We start from the raw sequence: 18,581 nt of genomic DNA, 5'->3' as shown, positions 1-18,581 counted from the left end.
GCTGATCCAGAACCCGTTGCGGGTGCGCATCTGGTGGGTGCACCTGGTGTGGGTGGCCTATATGATCCTGTCGATCGTCTTCTGGTGGTGGTGGGAATTCAATCTCCAGCAGATCAAGGTGTGGACCTTCCCCATCTATCTGTTCGTCATTTTCTACGCCTTCTACCTCTATCTGATCAGTGCCGTGCTCTTCCCCACCCGTCTGGAAGGATATGACGGGTATCAGTCATATTTCATGGCCCGGCGGCACTGGTTTTTCGGCTTGGTGATCGGCTGGGCGGGGATCGATGTGATCGACACCTGGATGAAGGGCGCCGAATGGTTCGCCGTGGTCGGCAGGGACGCCATCGTCTTCAACAGCATCCTGGCATTGACGGCCATCATCGGGATCGCGGTCCGGCGCCCGGCCGTGCAGGCAATCCTCGCCGTGGGACAATTGGTCTATGTCCTGTTCGGCCTGCTGCGGCTGTTCAACCTCATCCATTTCGGGACCACCTAGGTCCCTATCCTGCCGACGGCATGGGGTTTATTCGTGCCAGATGCGTCCCGTGCGCCACATTTCGGCGCAGTTTTTGATCGGTGAAGCAGTGCCAACATCGGCGTCGGAGGTAAGCGGTGCGATCCCAAGACGCTCGGCGGCTCGTTCGATATCCTCTGCGTGGGTCCGAAGGCGGCGCAATTTCGAGCGGATTTGCACCCCGACGTCGCGCACGGTCGCACGGTCAGCTTGCGAAGGTGAGCCGAGAGTCGGGTCGAGCAGCGCAAAACGATCCCAATCCTGCCGAACGTCCCGATAGGCATTGATCACATTGTCGGCCGACGATCCGACGCTGCCATAGGTGTCCACCACGCTCACGTCGAACCGGCTGCGGAGCGCTCGATCAATGTCGGGCGGCACTTGTCCCACCGTATAGCCGACGAAGCGCGGTAGGTTGAGCTGTTCGGGGCTCAAGCGCCCCTCGGAGGAGGCGTTGCGGATCACCTGGTTGACGCGCTCCTCCAGACAGGGAGTGGCGGCCAGCCATACCCTGGCGTTCTGGCGCGCCCTTCCAATCTCGTAACGGATTCGCGCATTCTCCTCGCGGACGGCGCGATCCTCGGCCCGATCATTGACCCACCCGGCCAATCCTTGGGCCGTGAGCACGCCGGCCACGACGACGACAAATTCGAATAGAAACAGGCGCAGCGCGACTTTGCCGCTGCCGCCTTTCCACCAGTCGCGCACTGCGTGGAACATCTCCCCTCCACCGTTACGAGGACGAAATCATATCAACATTTTGAAGGGGCGGAAGACGCACTCTGGGCGGACATTGGTCGCGGTTCGGGCTGCTGAGGCTTCAACCTCATCCACTTCGGGACCACATAGGTCGGCGGCGACCGCTCGATCGCCGCCATTTGACTCCGTACCGCGGTACGGAGTGCATAAGGCCGCCGACTCGGATCAACAGGGAGCAACAAACATGTCGGCAGCGGTTGAACAGAATATCGAAGGGCACGGCCATTCGCATGGCCAGTCGGTGCTGGCCCGGCGGCCGATCCTGACCGCGGTGCTGGTCGGCGTCGGCTCGCTCGCCCCGCATTTCTTCCTGTCTCCCCAAGCCTCGCTCGCTTTTTCCGCGGTACTGATTGGCCTCATCGCCGGCATCTATTTCGGCTTCGCGGTGACGCGCGGAAGCCCCCGCGACCAGTTCGTCGAATTCAGCGTCAGCGGCGTTTACGCGGTGGCGGGAATGCTCGGCCTGCTGGTCGCCCCGATCATCCTGCCCCTGGCCTATTTCGGCCATGCGCTGTGGGACCTGGCGCACCACAATCGCTGGAAGCTGCCTTTGGTCTCCATCCCGCAATGGTATGTGCCGTGGTGCGTGATCATCGACGTCATCGTCGGCGCCGGATTGCTGCTGATCTGGCGGGCGAACGGGATCCTTTAGTCCGCCGCTGCCTCAAGTTTCGCCCAGGGATTGAGGTCGGGCTCGGCTACCTTGACCAGATGGTTGCGGTCGCGGTGGAGGAAGGGCTCGGATTGCCCATGCACCTGCAGGATGGTGTCGAGCACATAGCTCCATGACCCGTCGTCGTGGAAATCGACGGTGATCGTGTAGCTGTCGGTGCGGAAGGCGAGCTCGAGGAAGCTGGTCGAGCAAATGCCGTACTCGGTTTGGCCCCGCTCCGCCTTAAGCACTAGCTGCTTCGCGTCCGGCTCGGCACGGCCCGCGGCGATCGCGACCTGGCCGCGCGGGATCGCGACCGTCTGCAGGATGAGGCCGGTGGCCGGCTCCCACAGCCAATAGCCGACCTGGTCGTGGAAGGTGATCTCTTCCTCGGGCGTGTTGATGTGGACGTGATAGCGCAGACCATAGAACAGCTGCGGCCCGTTGGGCTGCGCGTCGATCGGCTGCATCACGATCCGTTCGAAATAGTCGCGGTGCTCGGGCCCGTCGCCCTTGGGGTTGATGTCGTGGCCGCGCTTCCCCTCCCAGGTGCCGGCCAGCCGCCGCAGCGGCCCCAAATTGGCGAGCGTGTCGACCGCCTTGTCAGGCTCGGTGAAAATGTCGTCGGGGATATCCATGCCGGCCCAAATCGCATGGCCGGCGGGCGCTGACAACGCTCCCGGCTAGTCGTCGGATTCGGCGCGGATTTCCTCCAGCGCCTGCTGCTCCCCGCGCCGCGTCGCGATCCAGGCGCCGCCGACCACCAGTGCGCAGGCGATGATCAGCTGGATGGTCGGCTGGGCCAGGCCAAGCAGCACCAGCAGCAGCGTCGAAAGGACCGGCGCGGCATAGGCGATGGTGCCCAGCACCGGCAGGTCGCCATGCTTGGTGCCATAGTCCCACGCGAGGAAGGCGAGGCCGAGCGGGCCGATGCCCAGCGCCGCCAGCGCCAGCCATTCGCTGCCCGCCGGCGTGATGCTGGCGGGTTCGAACAACCAATGCGCGCCGAGGCCGAGCAGCGCGACCGCGCCGCAGACCCCGAACATCGCCTCGCTCGGAATGGCGACGAAGCGCCGGTTCATGACCGAATAGGTCGACCAGACGAGCGCGCAGGACAGGGCCGCACCATAGCCCCAGAAGCTGCCCGAGGCCGCGCCGAGCTTGCCGCCGCCACCGATCAGTAGCGCTGTGCCGGCCAGGCCCATCAGCGCGCCCAACAACTGCGCCGCGCGCAGGCGGCTGCCGCCCGGAACGAAAGCGGAGAGCAGCACGATCAGCAGCGGCCACAGATAGTTGATCAGATTGGCCTCGGCGGCGGGCGCCAGGCGCAGCGCGAAGAAATAGAGCGCATGATATCCGAACAGGCCGGCGATCGCCTGGAGCCAGAAGGCGGCGGGCTGGCGGAACAGGGCGAGGCGGCGCGGACCGCCCGTGATTACCAGCCACAGGCTACCGCTGACGAAGGCCACGCCGAACGCCATCGCCAGCAATTGGAATGGTGGGATTGCGCGCAGCGATACGGTCAGCGCCGCCAGCGCGCCCCACAGCAGCACTGCCAATGCGCCGATGAGCGTTCCCTTGCGGTTCGAGCCTGCCATTTCCGTCAATGCTGATTCCCGGCGACGTTGATTTCTCTCGCCCTTCGAATCGCATGCCGAACGAGCGCTGGAAAGATGCAATCCTTATGCTAGCATTTGCCCGCTCGGGTTCGGGGGGTCTGTATGTTGAAATGGATGGTGGCGGCGTCGGCATTGCTGGCCGGGCCGTTGGTTGCGGCGGACAATTGTCCGGAACATCGGGCGGGCGCGAGCTACCCATGGCAATCGAGCATGGACAAGCCGATGCCCGGCGATCAGTGGGCCTGGCTTTACATCGACGTCGATGCCGACGGTAAGCCTAAGAACTGCAAGGTCGGCGAACATAAATATGAGCCGGAGATGGGCTTCTGGATGTGCCGGGCGATGATGGCCAGCGGCGACTTCGAACCAGTCATGAAGGATGGTGTCCGGGTCGAAGGGACGGTGAAGCGCTACATGACGGTGCCTGGCCGGGCGCGGAAGCGCGCCGACGAGGCCGCCCGCAAGCAATGGTTCAAGGACCATCCGGAGGAACGGCCGAGCTGCTATCCGGAGTGATCGCCCAAGCTGGCGGGTCTGGCCACGGTAATCGATTGCAAAGCCGAGCCACCACCATATGGTTGCTCCGCCAAACCAGGGGAACGCCCATGAAGCGCCTTGCACTTGCCCTGCCGCTGCTCGCTCTTGCCTCCTGCGGATCCGATCCCGCGGTCAAAGCCGACAATGCCAAGCCGTCGGAAGTCGCGGCGAAGATGAAGGAGGCCGCCGGCAAGGGCAGCTTCGTTCGTCCCGGACAATGGGAGCAGACCGTTTCGCTGGTGAAGGTCGACGCGCCCGGCATGCCGCCCGAGGCCAAGCAATATATGCAAAAGGCGATGGGCCGGACCCAGGTCCACAATGTCTGCCTGTCGAAGGAGCAGGCCGAAAAGCCGCGCGAGAATTTCTTCACCGGCGCCGACCAGAATTGCACCTATGAGCATTTCAACTGGGGCGGCGGCAAGATCGACCTGAAGCTGATCTGCAAGCATCAGCAGGCGACCTCGACCATGGCCATGACCGGCACCTACACGCCCGACAATTATGTGCTGACCATGACCAGCGCCAACGATGCCGCCGGTCCGTCGGGCGACATGACCATGACCATGAAGGTCGAGGCCAAGCGGGTCGGCGACTGCGACGCCAAGGCCGCGACCGAGGGCGCCAACTGATCCTTGCCATCATTGCCGTTCCCGCTATGTTCCCGATCCGATACAGGCAGGAGCGACTCGGATGATTGGCTATGTGACCCTTGGCAGCAACGACCTCGCCAAAACACGCGAATTCTATGACGGGCTGATGCCGGTTGTCGGCGGCAAGCGGATCATGGAGTTCGGCGACAATTTCACCATGTACGGCACCGGCATGGGCCAGCCCGGCCTGGCGGTGTGCAAGCCCTACAACGGCGATTCTGCATCGGCCGGCAATGGCAATATGGCCGCGCTGGCGATGGACAGCCGGGCCAAGGTCGATGCGATTCACGCCAGGGCGCTGGAGCTCGGCGGCAGCTGCGAAGGCCCTCCGGGGCTGCGCGGCGACGAAGGCCCCCAGGCCTTCTACGGCGCCTATTTCCGCGACATCGACGGCAACAAGCTGGCCGCCTTCTGCATCGGCCCGGCCGCCTGATCGAGGCCAGCCGCACTTGACGTCGTTGCGAGCGTAGCGAAGCAATCCAGCATGAATGTCTGGATTGCCGCGTCGCTATCGCTCCTCGCAATGACGGCGTGCGCTGGCGCTTCGCCGCCCACTCAAGCCGGACCGGCCAGCGCCGGAGTCGCGTTCGACCTGAAGGGCGAGCGCGGCGCCTGGGCCGAGGGCCTGGCCGACCCCTCGACCGGCCGCGCGGCCACGCCCGACGATCCGGCGCGCATCGCCTCGGTCTCCAAGCTGGTCGTGGCGATCGGCGTGATGAAACTGGCCGAGCAGGGCAGGCTCGACCTCGACCGCGACGTTTCGTCCTACCTTGGCTGGTACCTCCGCAATCCGGCTTTCCCGACCCGGCCGATCACGCTCCGCCAATTGCTGTCGCACACGTCGAGCATCCGCGATGGCGACGATGCCTATGTCGTGCCGCTCGGCGCCTCGCTCCAGGAGGCGCTGGCCGAGACCCAGGTGTGGGACCTCGCGCACGGCCCGGACGAGCATTATTTCGCCTACTCCAACTTCAACTTTCCAGTCATCGGCTCGATCGTCGAGCGCGTCACCGGCGAGCGGTTTGACCAATGGATGCGGCGCGAGCTGCTCGCCCCGATGAAGCTCGACGCCTGCTTCAACTGGCCGACCTGCAGCGATGCCGCCGTCACCCGTGCCGTGGTGCTGACCCAGGACGGAACGCCGGTCCGCGACGATCTTCACGGGCGCCGGCCCGACTGCCCGGTGTTCGTCGACAAGGGGCCATGCGATCTCGGCCGCTGGAAATTGGGCGAAAATGGCGGGCTCTTCTCGCCCCAGGGTGGCCTGCGCATCTCCGCCCGCGGCCTCGAGCGCGTCGGCCGCTTGCTGCTCAATAAGGGCGAGCTGGACGGCGTCCGCATCCTGTCGCCGCAATCGGTCGAGACGATGCTGGCCCCGGCCTGGCAGTTCGATGGCAAGAACGGCTCACGCGAGGGCGAAAGCGATGGCATCTGCAGCTATGGCTTCGCCGCCATCCAACTGGTCGCCGGCGATAGCTGCAATATCTTTCCCGAAGCCAGCGCCCATGCGTGGGTCGGCCATAGCGGCGATGCTTATGGCCTTCGCTCCGGCATCTGGATCGACCGAAAGGCCGGCATCGGCATCGGCTATTTCGTCACCGGGCTTGCCGATGATACGCCTCACGGCAAAGGCAGCTTTTCCGTGACCGAAGAGGAAGCCTTCCGCCGCTCGGTCGCGCATGCTCATTTCCAATGACGAGTAACAATCAATGAAGGAGATAGGCCCGGTGACCGAACGCGAAGAGCAATTGCTGACCAAGGTGCCCGCCATCACGCTTGGCTTCTGGATCATCAAGATCCTTGCCACCACGCTTGGCGAGACCGGCGGCGATACGGTGTCGATGAGCTGGCTCGGGGAAACCACGTCCGAAGCCGGGCAGTCGGGCCTTAACGGTTATCTGGTCGGGACGATCATCTTTGGCGTGCTGCTGGTCGGGCTGGTGTGGGCGCAGATCCGCGCGCGGAAATTCAACGCCTGGCTCTATTGGGCGACGATCATCGCATCGACCACCGCCGGCACGACGCTCGCGGATTTCGCCACAAGGTCGCTCGGCATCGGCTATCCGGGCGGCTCGCTGTTGCTGCTGAGCTGCGTCCTGATTTCGCTGTTCGCCTGGTACCGGACGCTGGGCAGCGTTTCGGTCAACACGGTCGTCAGCCCGCGCGAGGAGCTGTTCTACTGGGTCACCATCACATTCTCCCAGACGCTCGGCACCGCGCTGGGCGATTGGGTGGCCGATGCGGGCCTTGGCTATTCGGGCGGAGCGCTGGTGTTTGGGGCGGCGCTGCTGATTGTTGCCGGGCTCTATTACTTCCGGACGGCGGTCAGCCATGTGTTCCTGTTCTGGCTGGCGTTCATCCTGACCCGGCCGCTCGGCGCCACGGTCGGCGACTTCTTCGACAAGCCGGTTGCCAAGGGCGGGCTCGACATCAGCCGGCCGCTGGCATCGGCAATCCTGGCGGTGATCATTATCGCGTTGATCCTGGTCTTGCCGCAGCGAGCGGGACGGAAAGCCGCCGGGTGACGGTCCTGCCGGCCATGCGGCCCGCTCTTACCGGCACGCTGGCGCTGCTCATGTCGGGCGCTGCCCTGGCCGGACCGCCCTACCTGACCGACGATCCCGAACCGACCGACACCGGCCATTGGGAGATTTACGCGCCGCTGGTTGAGGGCTCGGGCAAGGGTGCGAACTATGATGGGTCGGTCGGGGCGGAACTCAACTATGGCGCCGCACCGAACCTCCAGCTGACCGTTGGCCTGCCGGTCGCCTATGCCCACGACCGTTCGGGTTTTCATTGGGCGCGCGGCGACCTTGAAGTGTCGGCCAAATATCGGTTCTTTCACGATGAAGCGGCCGGCCTCCAGGTCGCCATCTTTCCCGGCATCACGCTACCGACCGCCAGCAACGGTGCCGGCAATTCCAGGGTGACCGCCCTGCTCCCGGTCTGGCTGCAGAAAGACAGCGGCCCCTGGTCGCTGTTCGGCGGCGGCGGCTATGCCATCAATCCCGGTCCGGGCAACCGCGACTATTGGACCGGCGGCGTGGCGTTGACCCGCCAGATGTCGAAGCGATTGTCGCTCGGCGTGGAGGCCGATCGCCAGGGCCCGGACAGCGTTGGCGGCCGCTCGTCGACCAGCCTCGGCATCGGCGGCATCCTGCAATTGCATGCGCCGTTCCGCCTGCTCGGATCGGGCGGACCGACCTTCGTCGACGGTGATGGCAAGCCGGGGTTTCACGCCTTCATGGCACTCGGCCTGGACTTCTAGGCAAAGGCTTCCGGGGGAGGGGAGGATCGACCTTGGCTGGCGACGCAGGCTTTCTCTGGAATGCGGCTGACAAGGCAATGGTGATGGTCGATGGCGAAGCCTTTGGCCAGGCGCTCATATTGTTAGGGCCACGCCACTTGCGCCCGCACGAAGTTCTCCGTTCGGAAGCGATGAGCACATTAGCTCGGGCCATTATGCACTGGCTGATGTAAGTGGCCTTGGTTGTCGCGTTCCAGGAGGAGCGGTCACATGGACGGCAGGTCACCACATCGCATCAGCATATTGCGCGCCGGAGCAGCCAGCGCCCTTGGCATGGCCGGGCTCATGATCCTGTGCTGGATCGGCGCGTTCATCCCATATTCCAGTCCTACCCATGGCTACATCAGGCTGTTTACGCCTGCCGAGATTCATTCGGTTCGCGCTCTGCTGGAGGGAGCGATCTGGGCGCTGCTGTTCGGACTGGTCGCCGGATCGGTGTTGGCTGCGTCATACAATATGCTGGCACGCCTTGAACGCTAGCCAGTCGCTCGCCACTGCGGGCACAATCTGGACGTGCCCGATGCATCCGCAAATCAGGCGGAACGGTCCCGGCCAGTGTCCGATTTGTGGCATGGCGCTGGAGCCAATGCAGCCGACCCTCGACGAAGGGCCGAATCCCGAACTGATCGACATGAACCGGCGTTTCTGGGCGAGCGCCGTGCTGACCGTTCCGCTGGCTGTTTTGACTTTCGGCGCGGAACTGTTCGGCTGGCAGCCATTCCCGATGAGCCTGTCGATATGGGTCCAGATCGCCCTGGCGACGCCAGTCGTGCTGTGGGGTGGCTGGCCTTTCTTCGAGCGGCTGTGGACCAGTCTTTGGAACCGCAGCCTCAACATGTTCACGCTGATCGGGCTCGGCGTCGGGGTTGCCTATGGCTACAGCGTCGCCGGCACGCTTGCGCCGGGACTATTCCCCACTTCATTGCGGACGATGGGCGGGCTCGTCCCGGTCTATTTTTAGGCCGCCGCTGTAATCACCACGCTAGTCCTGCTGGGACAGGTGCTGGAGCTACGGGCAAGGTCAGCCACTGGCCGGGCAATCCGGGCACTGCTCGGACTTGCTCCGAAGACCGCGCGCCGCGTGCGTGGCGCAATCGAAGAGGACGTCCCGCTCGAACATGTCCTTGTTGGCGACCTGCTGCGCGTGCGACCGGGCGAGAAAGTGCCGGTCGACGGCGTGGTAATTGAAGGTCGCAGCTCGGTCGACGAATCGATGATCTCGGGTGAGCCAATCCCGGTCGAGAAATTTGAAGGCACCAGGCTGATCGGCGCGACCGTCAACGGCACTGGGAGCCTGCTGATGAAGGCCGAGCGGGTCGGCCGCGATACAATGCTGTCGCAGATCGTCCACATGGTCGCGGAGGCGCAGCGCTCGCGAGCACCGATCCAGAAACTGGCCGACCAGGTTTCGGGCTGGTTCGTGCCTGGCGTCGTACTCATCTCAATCGTCACCTTTGTCGTCTGGAACCTGGTAGGTCCCGACCCCCGCCTCTCCCACGCGCTGGTCAATGCCATCGCGGTGCTGATCATCGCCTGTCCCTGTGCGCTGGGCCTCGCGACGCCGATGTCGATCATGGTCGGCACCGGCAAGGGCGCCACACAGGGCGTGCTCGTCAAGAATGCCGAGGCGCTGGAGTTGATGGAAAAGATCGACACACTGGTGGTCGACAAAACCGGCACGCTGACCATCGGCAAACCGCGGCTGATCAAGGTCGTGACCGCCAATGGCTTCGACGAGGCCATTGTCCTCGGTCTTGCCGCAACGCTCGAGAAGGGCAGCGAGCATCCGCTTGCCGCGGCGATCGTCGATGGCGCGGTGGAGCGCGGCTTCAGGATTGAGCAAGCAACGGGCTTCGAATCCCATACAGGCAAGGGCGTCAGCGGAATGGTCGATGGTCGCGCCGTCGGACTCGGCAACGAGCCGATGATGGCTGCTCTCGGCATCGTTGCGGCGCCGCTAGAGGCCGATGCCGACCAGCTGCGTGCCGACGGCCAAGGCGTGATGTTCGTCGCGATCGACGGCAGGCTCGCCGGGCTAGTGGTCGTTGCGGACCCAATCAAGAACAGCGCGGTTGAAGCCGTGGCTGACCTTCGCAAGGACGGTGTCCGCGTGGTCATGATGACCGGCGACAACCGGCGTACGGCCGAAGCCGTCGCACGCAAGATCGGCGGGATCGACGAGGTGCTGGCCGGTGTGCTGCCCGATCAGAAGCAAGCAATGGTCGAACGGCTGCGCCGTGAAGGGCGCCGCGTCGGCATGGCCGGCGACGGCATCAACGACGCCCCTGCCCTCGCAGCCGCCGACGTTGGCATTGCCATGGGCACCGGAACCGACGTCGCCATGGAAAGCGCTGCGGTGACTTTGGTCAAAGGCGATTTGAGCGGGATTGTCCGGGCACGGCGGCTGAGCCGGGCAACGATGCGCAATATCCGGGAAAACCTGTTCTTCTCCTTCATCTTCAATGCCGCCGGAGTGCCGATCGCGGCAGGCGTGCTTTATCCGGCCTTCGGCCTGCTCTTGAGCCCGATCATCGCCGGAGCGGCGATGGCGTCCAGCTCGATTGCGGTCATCGGCAACGCGCTACGCCTGCGCCGGGCCCGGATTTAGGTTGGAGGCGATTGCCGGCAAGCGACCTTGGTCCGCCCGTGTCCTCGCCGCCACAGCCCCCTCTGGCGGCGCAGAAATTTTCACATTTGATTAATTTTGATCTTGCGTCCGGACTCGAATTAGACACAATATGTAGGTTCAAGGCTGGGGGGTTACTCAATCTATTGTGGTTGGGACGGAAGATGACTATCTTCCGTAAGTGATGGGTCGTGCCCTGTGGATATCGGGGAACCGGCCATGAAAAAACCCCGCGGCGCTTGAATTTAGGGTAGGTTCGGGGCCATGGCTCCGAGTCGAACAGAAGCAGAACAAGCCGTCCTGGAACGGCCACAGTCACGGGGAAGTACGATGGACTTTGCAAGCTCGAGCGATGTTGGCTCCGACGATGTTGCGGTCACCGAGACCAAGCGCAACAGCAAGACCGTCGATGCCAAGAAGTTCGACGTCAAAACCGATTCGAGCCGCGACGATCGGCTGACCGAGTTCGGCAAGGACACGCTCAACGACCGCTATTTGCTGCCCGGCGAAACCTACCAGGATTTGTTCGCCCGTGTCGCCGCGGCCTATTCGGACGACGAGGCGCATGCCCAGCGCGTCTATGACTATATCTCCAAACTGTGGTTCATGCCGGCCACCCCCGTGCTGTCGAACGGCGGCACCGGCCGCGGCCTGCCGATCAGCTGCTATCTGAACAGCGTCGATGACAGCCTCGACGGCATCGTCGGCACCTGGAACGAGAATGTCTGGCTGGCGTCGCGCGGCGGCGGCATCGGCACTTACTGGGGCGCGGTGCGCGGCATCGGCGAGCCGGTCGGCCTCAACGGCAAGACCAGCGGCATCATCCCGTTCGTGCGGGTGATGGATTCGCTGACCCTCGCCATTTCACAGGGCTCGCTGCGGCGCGGCTCGGCCGCCTGCTACCTCGACGTTTCGCACCCGGAGATCGAGGAGTTCCTCGAGATCCGCAAACCCTCGGGCGACTTCAACCGCAAGGCGCTGAACCTGCACCATGGCGTGCTGGTCACCGACGAGTTCATGGAAGCGGTCCGCGAGGGCAGCGAATTCCTGCTCCGTAGCCCCAAGGACGGGTCGGAGCGCGGCAAGGTCGACGCCCGCTCGCTGTTCCAGAAGCTGGTCGAGACCCGCCTCGCGACCGGCGAGCCCTACATCATCTTCATCGACCAGGTGAACCGGTCGATGCCCAAGCATCACCGCGACCTCGGCCTCAAGGTCTCGACCTCCAACCTCTGCTCCGAGATCACGCTGCCGACCGGCCGCGACCATTTGGGTGCCGATCGCACAGCAGTCTGCTGCCTTTCGTCGCTCAACCTCGAAACCTGGGACGAATGGAACGGCGACAAGCAGTTCATCGAGGACGTGATGCGCTTCCTCGACAATGTGCTCAGCGATTACATCGCCCGCGCCCCGGACGAGATGGCCCGCGCCAAGTACAGCGCCGAGCGTGAGCGCAGCGTCGGCCTCGGCGTGATGGGCTTCCACAGCTTCCTCCAGGCCCGCGGCCTGCCGTTCGAGGGCGCCATGGCCAAGTCGTGGAACCTCCGCATCTTCAAGCATATCCGCGCCCAGGTCGACGAAGCCTCGATGATGCTGGCGCAGGAGCGCGGCCCCTGCCCCGACGCGGCCGACATGGGCGTGATGGAGCGGTTCAGCTGCAAGATGGCGATCGCGCCGACCGCGTCGATCTCGATCATCGCCGGCGGCACCAGCGCCTGCATCGAACCGATCCCGGCCAATATCTACACCCACAAGACGCTGTCGGGCAGCTTCTCGATCAAGAACCCGTACCTCGAGAAGCTCCTCACCGAGAAATCGAAGAACGCCGAGACGGTGTGGAGCTCGATCCTCGAGCGCGGCGGCTCGGTCCAGCATCTCGACTTCCTGACGACCGAGGAAAAGGACGTCTACAAGACCAGCTTCGAGATCGACCAGCGCTGGCTGCTCGAACTCGCCGCCGACCGCACGCCCTATATCGACCAGGCGCAATCCTTGAACCTGTTCATCCCGGCCGACGTCGACAAATGGGATTTGATGATGCTCCACTTCCGCGCCTGGGAGCTGGGCATCAAGTCGCTCTACTATCTCCGCTCCAAGTCGGTGCAGCGCGCCGGTTTCGCCGGCGGGGTCGAGGCCGACAACACGATCGACCTCAAGGAAATCCAGCTCGCGTCGAGCACGGATTATGATGAGTGCCTGGCGTGTCAGTAATGAACGATCCGAGGGCCGGTTGCTCGGTGGCAGCCATCGCCATTGCCGGTGTCCTCCTTGTGCTCGTGCTGGCGATCTATCCCCAGTACCGCGTCTATTCGCAAAGGCTCGCGGGCGAAGCGGCGCTGGCTGAAGCTCAGTCATCTCGGCAGGTCGCCATCCTTGAGGCTAGAGCCAAGAAGGAAAGCGCCATCTCGCTCGCCGAGGCAGAAGTCATCCGTGCCGAAGGCGCCGCCAAGGCCAACAAGATCCTGCAGAACAGCTTGGGTGGACCGGAGGGTTATCTCCGCTACCTGCAAATCCAAGCGCTGGAAAATACCAAGGCGGGCTTGATCTACGTCCCGACCGAGGCCGGCCTGCCAGTGACCGAGGCAAGGCGATTGGAGGGTCAGCAACAGCAATGACCAACCGGGAGATGATCGAGGTCGCGCTGGCGCTGCTGCTGATCGGCGGCGGGGCGTGGCTCTATGTCCGCCGCGGCCGTGCCGACCCGCAGCATGGCAGCCAGGCCGCGGTCATCCTCATCTTCATCGGCGCGATCCTCGCCATCCACGGCATGGGCTGGCTCGAATATCGCCCGCCGGGAGAAGGCCTGTGAGCGCGATCGACCTCATTAACCTCGGCATCGGCCTCGCCACCCTGATCGGCGGGCTGGCCATGCTCGGCTACACGTTGCGCTATCATCAGCGCAACCACCCCAAGGGCGTTGCCATGCTGATCGCGGGGATGATGGTTACGGCGTTCGGCCTCTTCATCACCGCCTTCGCCATCAGCTTCGCCACCGCGGAGAGCCACCCATGAAGCGTCTTGCCGTCATCATCGCCGCATTGGCGCTGGCCGCCTGCGTCGCCACCGAGTCCGCCAACGCGGTCCAGCCCAACGCCCCGGGTTTCCTGCTCGGCGTGTGGCACGGCTTCATCTTCCCGGTGTCGTTCATCCTGTCGCTGTTCGTCGACAAGATCGACGTCTACGCCGTCCCCAACAACGGCCATTTCTACGATTTCGGCTATTTCGTCGGCATCTGCTTCCTCGGAGTAGGCGCCCGCAGTTCCAAGAGGCGGTGATGACCAGGTTGTCGGCATCTCTCGCGAAGCGAAACAGAATTTATCGCGCAGAGACGCGGAGAACACAGAGACGTTTGGGCCTGTCTCGACCTCTCTGCGCCTCGGCGTCTTTGCGCGAACAATCATCCCCTGGGAGTAAGTAGAATGCCCCTCCTCGAAGCCCGCAAACAGTACAAACCGTTCGAATACCCCTGGGCGTTCGAATATTGGAAGCGCCAGCAGCAGATCCACTGGATGCCCGAGGAAGTGCCGCTGGGCGAGGATTGCCGCGACTGGGCGCAGAAGCTGACCGAGGGCGAGCGCAACCTGCTGACCCAGATCTTCCGCTTCTTCACCCAGGCCGACGTCGAGGTGCAGGATTGCTACCACGACAAATACGGCCGGGTGTTCAAGCCGACCGAGATCAAGATGATGCTGACCGCCTTCTCCAACATGGAGACGGTGCACATCGCCGCCTACAGCCATTTGCTCGACACGATCGGCATGCCGGAAAGCGAATATTCGGCCTTCCTCCAGTATAAGGAGATGAAGGACAAGCACGACTATCTCGCCACTTTCGGGGTCGACAGCGACGCCGACATCGCCCGCACTTTGGCCATGTTCGGCGGCTTCACCGAGGGGCTGCAGCTGTTCGCCAGCTTCGCCATGCTGATGAACTTCCCGCGCTTCAACAAGATGAAGGGCATGGGCCAGATCGTCAGCTGGTCGGTCCGCGACGAGAGCCTCCACTGCGAGGGCATCACCCGCCTGTTCCACGCCTTCGTCAAGGAACGCGACTGCATGACCAATGCGGTCAGGGACGACATCATCGACTGCTGCCAGAAGACGGTGCGGCTGGAGGATGCGTTCGTCGACCTGGCGTTCGAGTTCGGGCCGGTCGAGGGCATGACCGCCAAGGAGATCAAGAAGTATATCCGCTACATCGCCGACTGGCGGCTGGGGCAGCTGGGCTTCAAGCCGATCTACATGGTCGACGAGCACCCGCTGCCGTGGCTGGCGCCGATGCTCAACGGCGTCGAGCACGCCAACTTCTTCGAGACGCGGGCGACGGAATATTCGAAGGCGGCGACCCGCGGCACGTGGAACGACGTGTGGGACAATTTCGATCGGCGGCAGAAAGCCAAAGCCGCCAACGATACGCCGGCCGAAAGCGACGGCGAGGATATGTTCGCGCGGGCTGGAGTGGCGGCTGAATGATCATTCGGCGTCCATCTTCGGACGGGCGGAGCGGACTTCAAGGCTCCAGCGACGCGTCGCATCGCTGGAATGTCCGCGCAGGGGTGGCGGCGGAGTAAAGAATGCCGGAGCCAATTACGACCGTCGGGATGGGGGCGATTGTTGCCTATCTCGGCAAAGACGGTTTGGAAAAACTGCTTGGACCTACGGCCGCCTACTTGGGCGACGGTCTAAAGAATTTTACCGAAAAGCGCGCTGAGGCGGTCGGGAAGATTTTTAAGCGTGCGTCTGAGAAACTTGGCGACAAGGCTGATCCCGGCGCAGCGGTGCCACCAAAAGTCTTGAAGCAAATCGTAGACGATGGGTCATTCGCGACAGAAGACCTAGAGATAGAATATCTTAGTGGTGTTCTAATATCTTCTAAATCGAAAAATGACCGCGATAATCGCGGAGCTTCGATCGCCGCTATGATTTCAAGTCTATCGAATTACCAGTTGCGAGCTCATTTCATCTTTTACAACGCAATGAGAGAATCATTCCGAACTGCAGGCATATTCCCCGATATGGCCGGACGCCCAAGAATGGCTACATTTATTGCGAGCAACGACTTTGCCAACGCTATGGATTTGAACGCGGAGGAGAGAACGCGAGCGACGGCACTCATTTCTCACATAACATTCGGATTGCACAGAAACGCCTTGATCGAAAACTTTCAGTTCGGCTCGAAAGAAGGAATGATTAACGCATATCCCAACATCGATGCGGAAGGCATTGTATTCCAGCCGTCGGTCGCAGGGATTGAACTTTTTCTCTGGGCGTTCGGCGCGCCGAACAAGGATCTCGACTACATCTTCTCACCGAATTTTTCGCCAGCGACTGACGACATCAAATTGCTCAACATTCCTGCCAGACCTGCCAAACTCCCATAACGATTCACAATTACGGATGATTGCGGCGCCATCACGCTAATCAGAACAAGAACCACCCAATCGCGCCGCCGACCGCAACCGCCGTAAGCATAAGCCCCCACCATAACAGCTTCCGCCGCCGTTCGACCCGCGCCATCCGGCCGACGAAATCGGGCGTCTCGAACTCGTCCAATCCCTTGAGCCTTGGCATTGCGCCTCCCGTCATCCCGGACTTGATCCGTATTCCCACATGCCGTCTATTTGATCGCGTGAATCATTGCGAACTCGAGGGAACAGATGAAGCGTTGGTTGGCTTGTTTGCTGTTGGCGGCACCGAGTGTCGTGACGCCCGCTCTCGCACAGACGGCTCCGGTCGTCATGATCCTGCCGGTGTACCAAAAGCCAGGCGACAAATGCTACGATCCCAACCTTCCCCAAAAGCCGAAGGTGTTGGCGGATCGCCTCGCCCGGGCCGAAGCGGCCATCAAGGACTATGTGGCGCTGGCCGCGACGGGCGCGGAATTGAGCACGGCCTTTGCCGAAAAGAAGAAGGGCCTGTTGCTAGTCGATGGACATCAACAGCCGGTACCGTCATTTCGCGATCCCTGGGCAGCGCATATCGCCCGGGTCGAGCGGATCGGCTTCATCGTCACCAATTTGAGCAACTATCATTATGAAGCAGCGTGGCGGGCGGTTGCGGCCGACGGCAGCACACTTGGATATTATGATGTGGATTTTCAGTGGGCCGCGAAGGGTCGTGGATCGATGACGGTGCTGAGGCTCGTCTCGCCGACTGCGCCGCCGCCGAAGGTCTTGCGCCATTGCAAAATCAGTGGCGACATCGAAAACCCCGGCCTCCGGTACTAGTGTCACGCCACGGCGATCGAGGGACACGGCGAAGATTCACTACGTCTCGGGAGCGAACGTGCCGGGATTCCCGCCGCCCCCGCCCCTTCGCCGACAGCATCGAATCCTGGGACGCCAGTTGCGGACGCCCATATCCTTGGTTAGCTTTTGCCCTGCTCGGATTCAGGAGCTTGTTCGGGGGATTTTCATGAAAGTATGGGTGTTTGTTGTTCCGCTGGCGCTCGCCTTGCCGGCGCCGGCAGGTGCGCAGGCTTGGATTGGCCAGGTCGTGGGCAATATGGCGGCGCAGCAAGCGGCGGCGCAGCGCGAACATGAATGCATGATGGGCCAGGCCCAGCCCGCAACCGAGATCGAAGAAACGCGTGCCTCGTCCGACGCCGCGATGCGCACCTATTGGGCGATGGTGCAGGCCAATCCCGGCAAGGCGCAATTGAGCCGCCTGTTCTGGCCCGTCAGCCGTGCCCAATGGTCCGCTGGGGGCAAAACCGTCACCGGCGCTGAGATTGACCACGTGTCGGACCCGTTCGCCGCGCGCGCACCTGGCGGCCGCATCGAGGCAGTAGCGTCCGCCTACCTTCGCTCCGGCGACGGCAAGCGGGTCGAAGGCTATTGGCTGGCGCGAGATTCGGCGGGCCTTCCGGTCGGCGCCTATCGCGCCTTGCTCAATCGGGATCTCACCGGCTGGCGCCTGGTCGAGTTAAGCCTGGTCGATCCTGCCAGCGTCCCTGCCTCCGTCACACAATATTGCCACAAGGCCGGCGACGTCGAACCTTACCGCATCGCTTATGCGGAAATGGAGGCCAAGCGAGCGGCGAAAAATGCCCGCAAGCAAGCCGAACGAGCTCGCCGCGAAGCCGAGCGCGCCGCGAAAGCGGGGGGACTACGGTGACAGGGATTACGGTGGATACGATGCTTTGATCCTAGGCCTCCGAAGAAAATCCTGTGGCACTTATATACTTGACAAAGCAGCCCATGCCTCTAGTGTGGGGACATGGACGACATTCTAGCCCCTCGATACATCGACCCTGTTGCGGCCCGTAAGCACCTTGAAGCCTTGCGTTGGCCGGATGGTGCCGAGTGCCCGCATTGCGGCCTGATTGATGCGACCCCGCTCAAGGGCAAGAAGCACCGCGACGGCCTATATCAGTGCAATTCGTGCCGCGAGCAGTTCACCGTCACGGTCGGCACCGTGTTCGAGCGCTCTAAAATCTCGTTGAACAAGTGGCTGCTGTGCAACCACCTGCTTTGCTCTTCAAAGAAGGGCATCAGCGCACATCAGATCCACCGTATGCTCGGCGTTACTTACAAAACCGCGTGGTTCATGTGCCACCGCCTGCGCGAAGCCATGAAGCCCGCCAATCCTGGCCCGCTTGGCGGCCCCAACAGCTTCGTTGAAGCCGATGAGACTTTCGTGGGCGGCAAAGCTCGCAACCGCGCATTCCGCAAGCCCGCTCCCAAGAAGGCCGTTGTCTCACTGGTCGAGCGCAACAACATGATGACCGGCCAAGTCCGCAGCTTCCACGTTGCCAACGTCAACGCCGCCACGCTGCGCCCGCTGATCGTCACCAACGTAACTCGCGACAGCTACCTGTTGACCGACGCTGCCAAGCACTATGTTCGCCTCGGCAAAGAGTTCGTCGAGTATGCGACCAGCGACCACCGCCACCAGCAATATGTCGATGGCATCAAGC

The 18,581-nt window shown here is 62.9% G+C and carries 23 protein-coding genes and 1 pseudogene; 21 read left to right on the top strand and 3 right to left on the bottom strand.

The genetic code is table 11. The features are described 5' to 3' along the window. The coding region (locus Q0C64_RS09640) for a hypothetical protein (RefSeq protein WP_294123201.1) at positions 1-499 on the top strand (499 nt) is incomplete at its 5' end. A gap of 27 nt (positions 500-526) precedes the next feature. Here the strand turns inward: Q0C64_RS09640 and Q0C64_RS09635 are convergent. Further along, positions 527-1,237: a hypothetical protein gene (locus Q0C64_RS09635; RefSeq protein ID WP_294123199.1), complete on the bottom strand. Its 711-nt coding sequence runs from the start codon at positions 1,235-1,237 to the stop codon at positions 527-529. A gap of 223 nt (positions 1,238-1,460) precedes the next feature. On the opposite strand from Q0C64_RS09635, the gene Q0C64_RS09630 reads away from it, so the two are divergent. Next, the gene (locus Q0C64_RS09630; protein ID WP_294123196.1) at positions 1,461-1,928 is read left to right on the top strand and encodes a DUF6010 family protein; all 468 of its coding nucleotides are present in this window, start codon (positions 1,461-1,463) and stop codon (positions 1,926-1,928) included. On the opposite strand, the gene Q0C64_RS09625 is transcribed toward Q0C64_RS09630, so the two are convergent. Beyond that, the gene (locus Q0C64_RS09625) at positions 1,925-2,566 is read right to left on the bottom strand and encodes a heme-binding beta-barrel domain-containing protein (RefSeq protein ID WP_294123194.1); all 642 of its coding nucleotides are present in this window, start codon (positions 2,564-2,566) and stop codon (positions 1,925-1,927) included. The two genes, Q0C64_RS09630 and Q0C64_RS09625, sit on opposite strands and share 4 nt — an antisense overlap. A gap of 45 nt (positions 2,567-2,611) precedes the next feature. Continuing rightward, positions 2,612-3,526, bottom strand: coding sequence for an EamA family transporter (locus Q0C64_RS09620; protein ID WP_294123191.1), 915 nt, complete (start codon positions 3,524-3,526; stop codon positions 2,612-2,614). Positions 3,527-3,649: 123 nt separating this feature from the next. Here Q0C64_RS09620 and Q0C64_RS09615 point away from each other — a divergent pair, with 123 nt between their 5' ends. From Q0C64_RS09615 to Q0C64_RS09525, 19 genes and pseudogenes are all read left to right on the top strand, one after another. Next, positions 3,650-4,063: a hypothetical protein gene (locus Q0C64_RS09615; protein ID WP_294123189.1), complete on the top strand. Its 414-nt coding sequence runs from the start codon at positions 3,650-3,652 to the stop codon at positions 4,061-4,063. An 89-nt stretch (positions 4,064-4,152) separates the two neighbouring features. Next, positions 4,153-4,713: a DUF3617 domain-containing protein gene (locus Q0C64_RS09610; RefSeq protein WP_294123187.1), complete on the top strand. Its 561-nt coding sequence runs from the start codon at positions 4,153-4,155 to the stop codon at positions 4,711-4,713. Between the two features lie 61 nt (positions 4,714-4,774). Beyond that, positions 4,775-5,167 carry a VOC family protein gene (locus Q0C64_RS09605; protein ID WP_294123185.1) on the top strand — a complete coding sequence of 131 codons (393 nt, stop codon included), beginning with the start codon at positions 4,775-4,777 and terminating at the stop codon, positions 5,165-5,167. A 51-nt stretch (positions 5,168-5,218) separates the two neighbouring features. Further along, on the top strand, positions 5,219-6,430 hold the full coding sequence (locus Q0C64_RS09600) for a serine hydrolase (protein WP_294123182.1): 1,212 nt from the start codon (positions 5,219-5,221) through the stop codon (positions 6,428-6,430). 13 nt (positions 6,431-6,443) lie between these two features. Further along, complete coding sequence (locus Q0C64_RS09595; RefSeq protein ID WP_294123180.1) at positions 6,444-7,259, top strand: hypothetical protein; 816 nt, start codon at positions 6,444-6,446, stop codon at positions 7,257-7,259. A 14-nt stretch (positions 7,260-7,273) separates the two neighbouring features. Next, positions 7,274-8,002, top strand: a complete 729-nt coding sequence (locus tag Q0C64_RS09590; RefSeq protein ID WP_294123178.1) for a transporter — start codon at positions 7,274-7,276, stop codon at positions 8,000-8,002. Between the two features lie 32 nt (positions 8,003-8,034). Next, positions 8,035-8,214: a hypothetical protein gene (locus Q0C64_RS09585; RefSeq protein WP_294123175.1), complete on the top strand. Its 180-nt coding sequence runs from the start codon at positions 8,035-8,037 to the stop codon at positions 8,212-8,214. A 37-nt stretch (positions 8,215-8,251) separates the two neighbouring features. Next, on the top strand, positions 8,252-8,521 hold the full coding sequence (locus Q0C64_RS09580; RefSeq protein WP_294123172.1) for a hypothetical protein: 270 nt from the start codon (positions 8,252-8,254) through the stop codon (positions 8,519-8,521). A 19-nt stretch (positions 8,522-8,540) separates the two neighbouring features. Beyond that, positions 8,541-10,649: pseudogene (locus Q0C64_RS09575) on the top strand (copper-translocating P-type ATPase); the annotation flags it as partial. Between the two features lie 348 nt (positions 10,650-10,997). Then, positions 10,998-12,875 (top strand): ribonucleoside-diphosphate reductase subunit alpha, encoded by a 1,878-nt coding sequence (locus tag Q0C64_RS09570; protein ID WP_294123169.1) that lies wholly within the window; start codon positions 10,998-11,000, stop codon positions 12,873-12,875. Positions 12,876-12,901: 26 nt separating this feature from the next. Further along, entirely contained in the window at positions 12,902-13,279 is a 378-nt protein-coding gene (locus tag Q0C64_RS09565; RefSeq protein WP_294123166.1) for a membrane protease subunit, read from the top strand. Then, the gene (locus tag Q0C64_RS09560) at positions 13,276-13,473 is read left to right on the top strand and encodes a hypothetical protein (protein WP_294123163.1); all 198 of its coding nucleotides are present in this window, start codon (positions 13,276-13,278) and stop codon (positions 13,471-13,473) included. Before Q0C64_RS09565 ends, Q0C64_RS09560 begins: the two co-directional genes overlap by 4 nt. Beyond that, positions 13,470-13,676 carry a hypothetical protein gene (locus Q0C64_RS09555; RefSeq protein WP_294123161.1) on the top strand — a complete coding sequence of 69 codons (207 nt, stop codon included), beginning with the start codon at positions 13,470-13,472 and terminating at the stop codon, positions 13,674-13,676. The genes Q0C64_RS09560 and Q0C64_RS09555 overlap by 4 nt, the downstream gene beginning before the upstream one ends. After that, positions 13,673-13,939: a hypothetical protein gene (locus Q0C64_RS09550; RefSeq protein WP_294123159.1), complete on the top strand. Its 267-nt coding sequence runs from the start codon at positions 13,673-13,675 to the stop codon at positions 13,937-13,939. Before Q0C64_RS09555 ends, Q0C64_RS09550 begins: the two co-directional genes overlap by 4 nt. 144 nt (positions 13,940-14,083) lie before the next feature. Further along, on the top strand, positions 14,084-15,136 hold the full coding sequence (locus tag Q0C64_RS09545; RefSeq protein ID WP_294123157.1) for a ribonucleotide-diphosphate reductase subunit beta: 1,053 nt from the start codon (positions 14,084-14,086) through the stop codon (positions 15,134-15,136). A gap of 101 nt (positions 15,137-15,237) precedes the next feature. Then, positions 15,238-16,044, top strand: coding sequence for a hypothetical protein (locus Q0C64_RS09540; protein WP_294123156.1), 807 nt, complete (start codon positions 15,238-15,240; stop codon positions 16,042-16,044). Positions 16,045-16,320: 276 nt separating this feature from the next. Continuing rightward, positions 16,321-16,890: a hypothetical protein gene (locus Q0C64_RS09535; protein WP_294123153.1), complete on the top strand. Its 570-nt coding sequence runs from the start codon at positions 16,321-16,323 to the stop codon at positions 16,888-16,890. Between the two features lie 187 nt (positions 16,891-17,077). After that, a complete protein-coding gene (locus Q0C64_RS09530; protein ID WP_294123151.1) occupies positions 17,078-17,779 on the top strand; it encodes a hypothetical protein in 702 nt (233 codons plus the stop codon). Positions 17,780-17,881: 102 nt separating this feature from the next. Continuing rightward, on the top strand, positions 17,882-18,581 hold a 700-nt coding region (locus Q0C64_RS09525), incomplete at its 3' end, for an IS1595 family transposase (protein WP_294123149.1).

The organism is Sphingomonas sp. (assembly GCF_023266535.1).
Taxonomy (GTDB): Bacteria; Pseudomonadota; Alphaproteobacteria; order Sphingomonadales; family Sphingomonadaceae; genus Sphingomicrobium.
The sequence above is the reverse complement of the archived record's forward strand: the minus strand, read 5'-3'. Positions and strand labels throughout refer to the sequence as shown.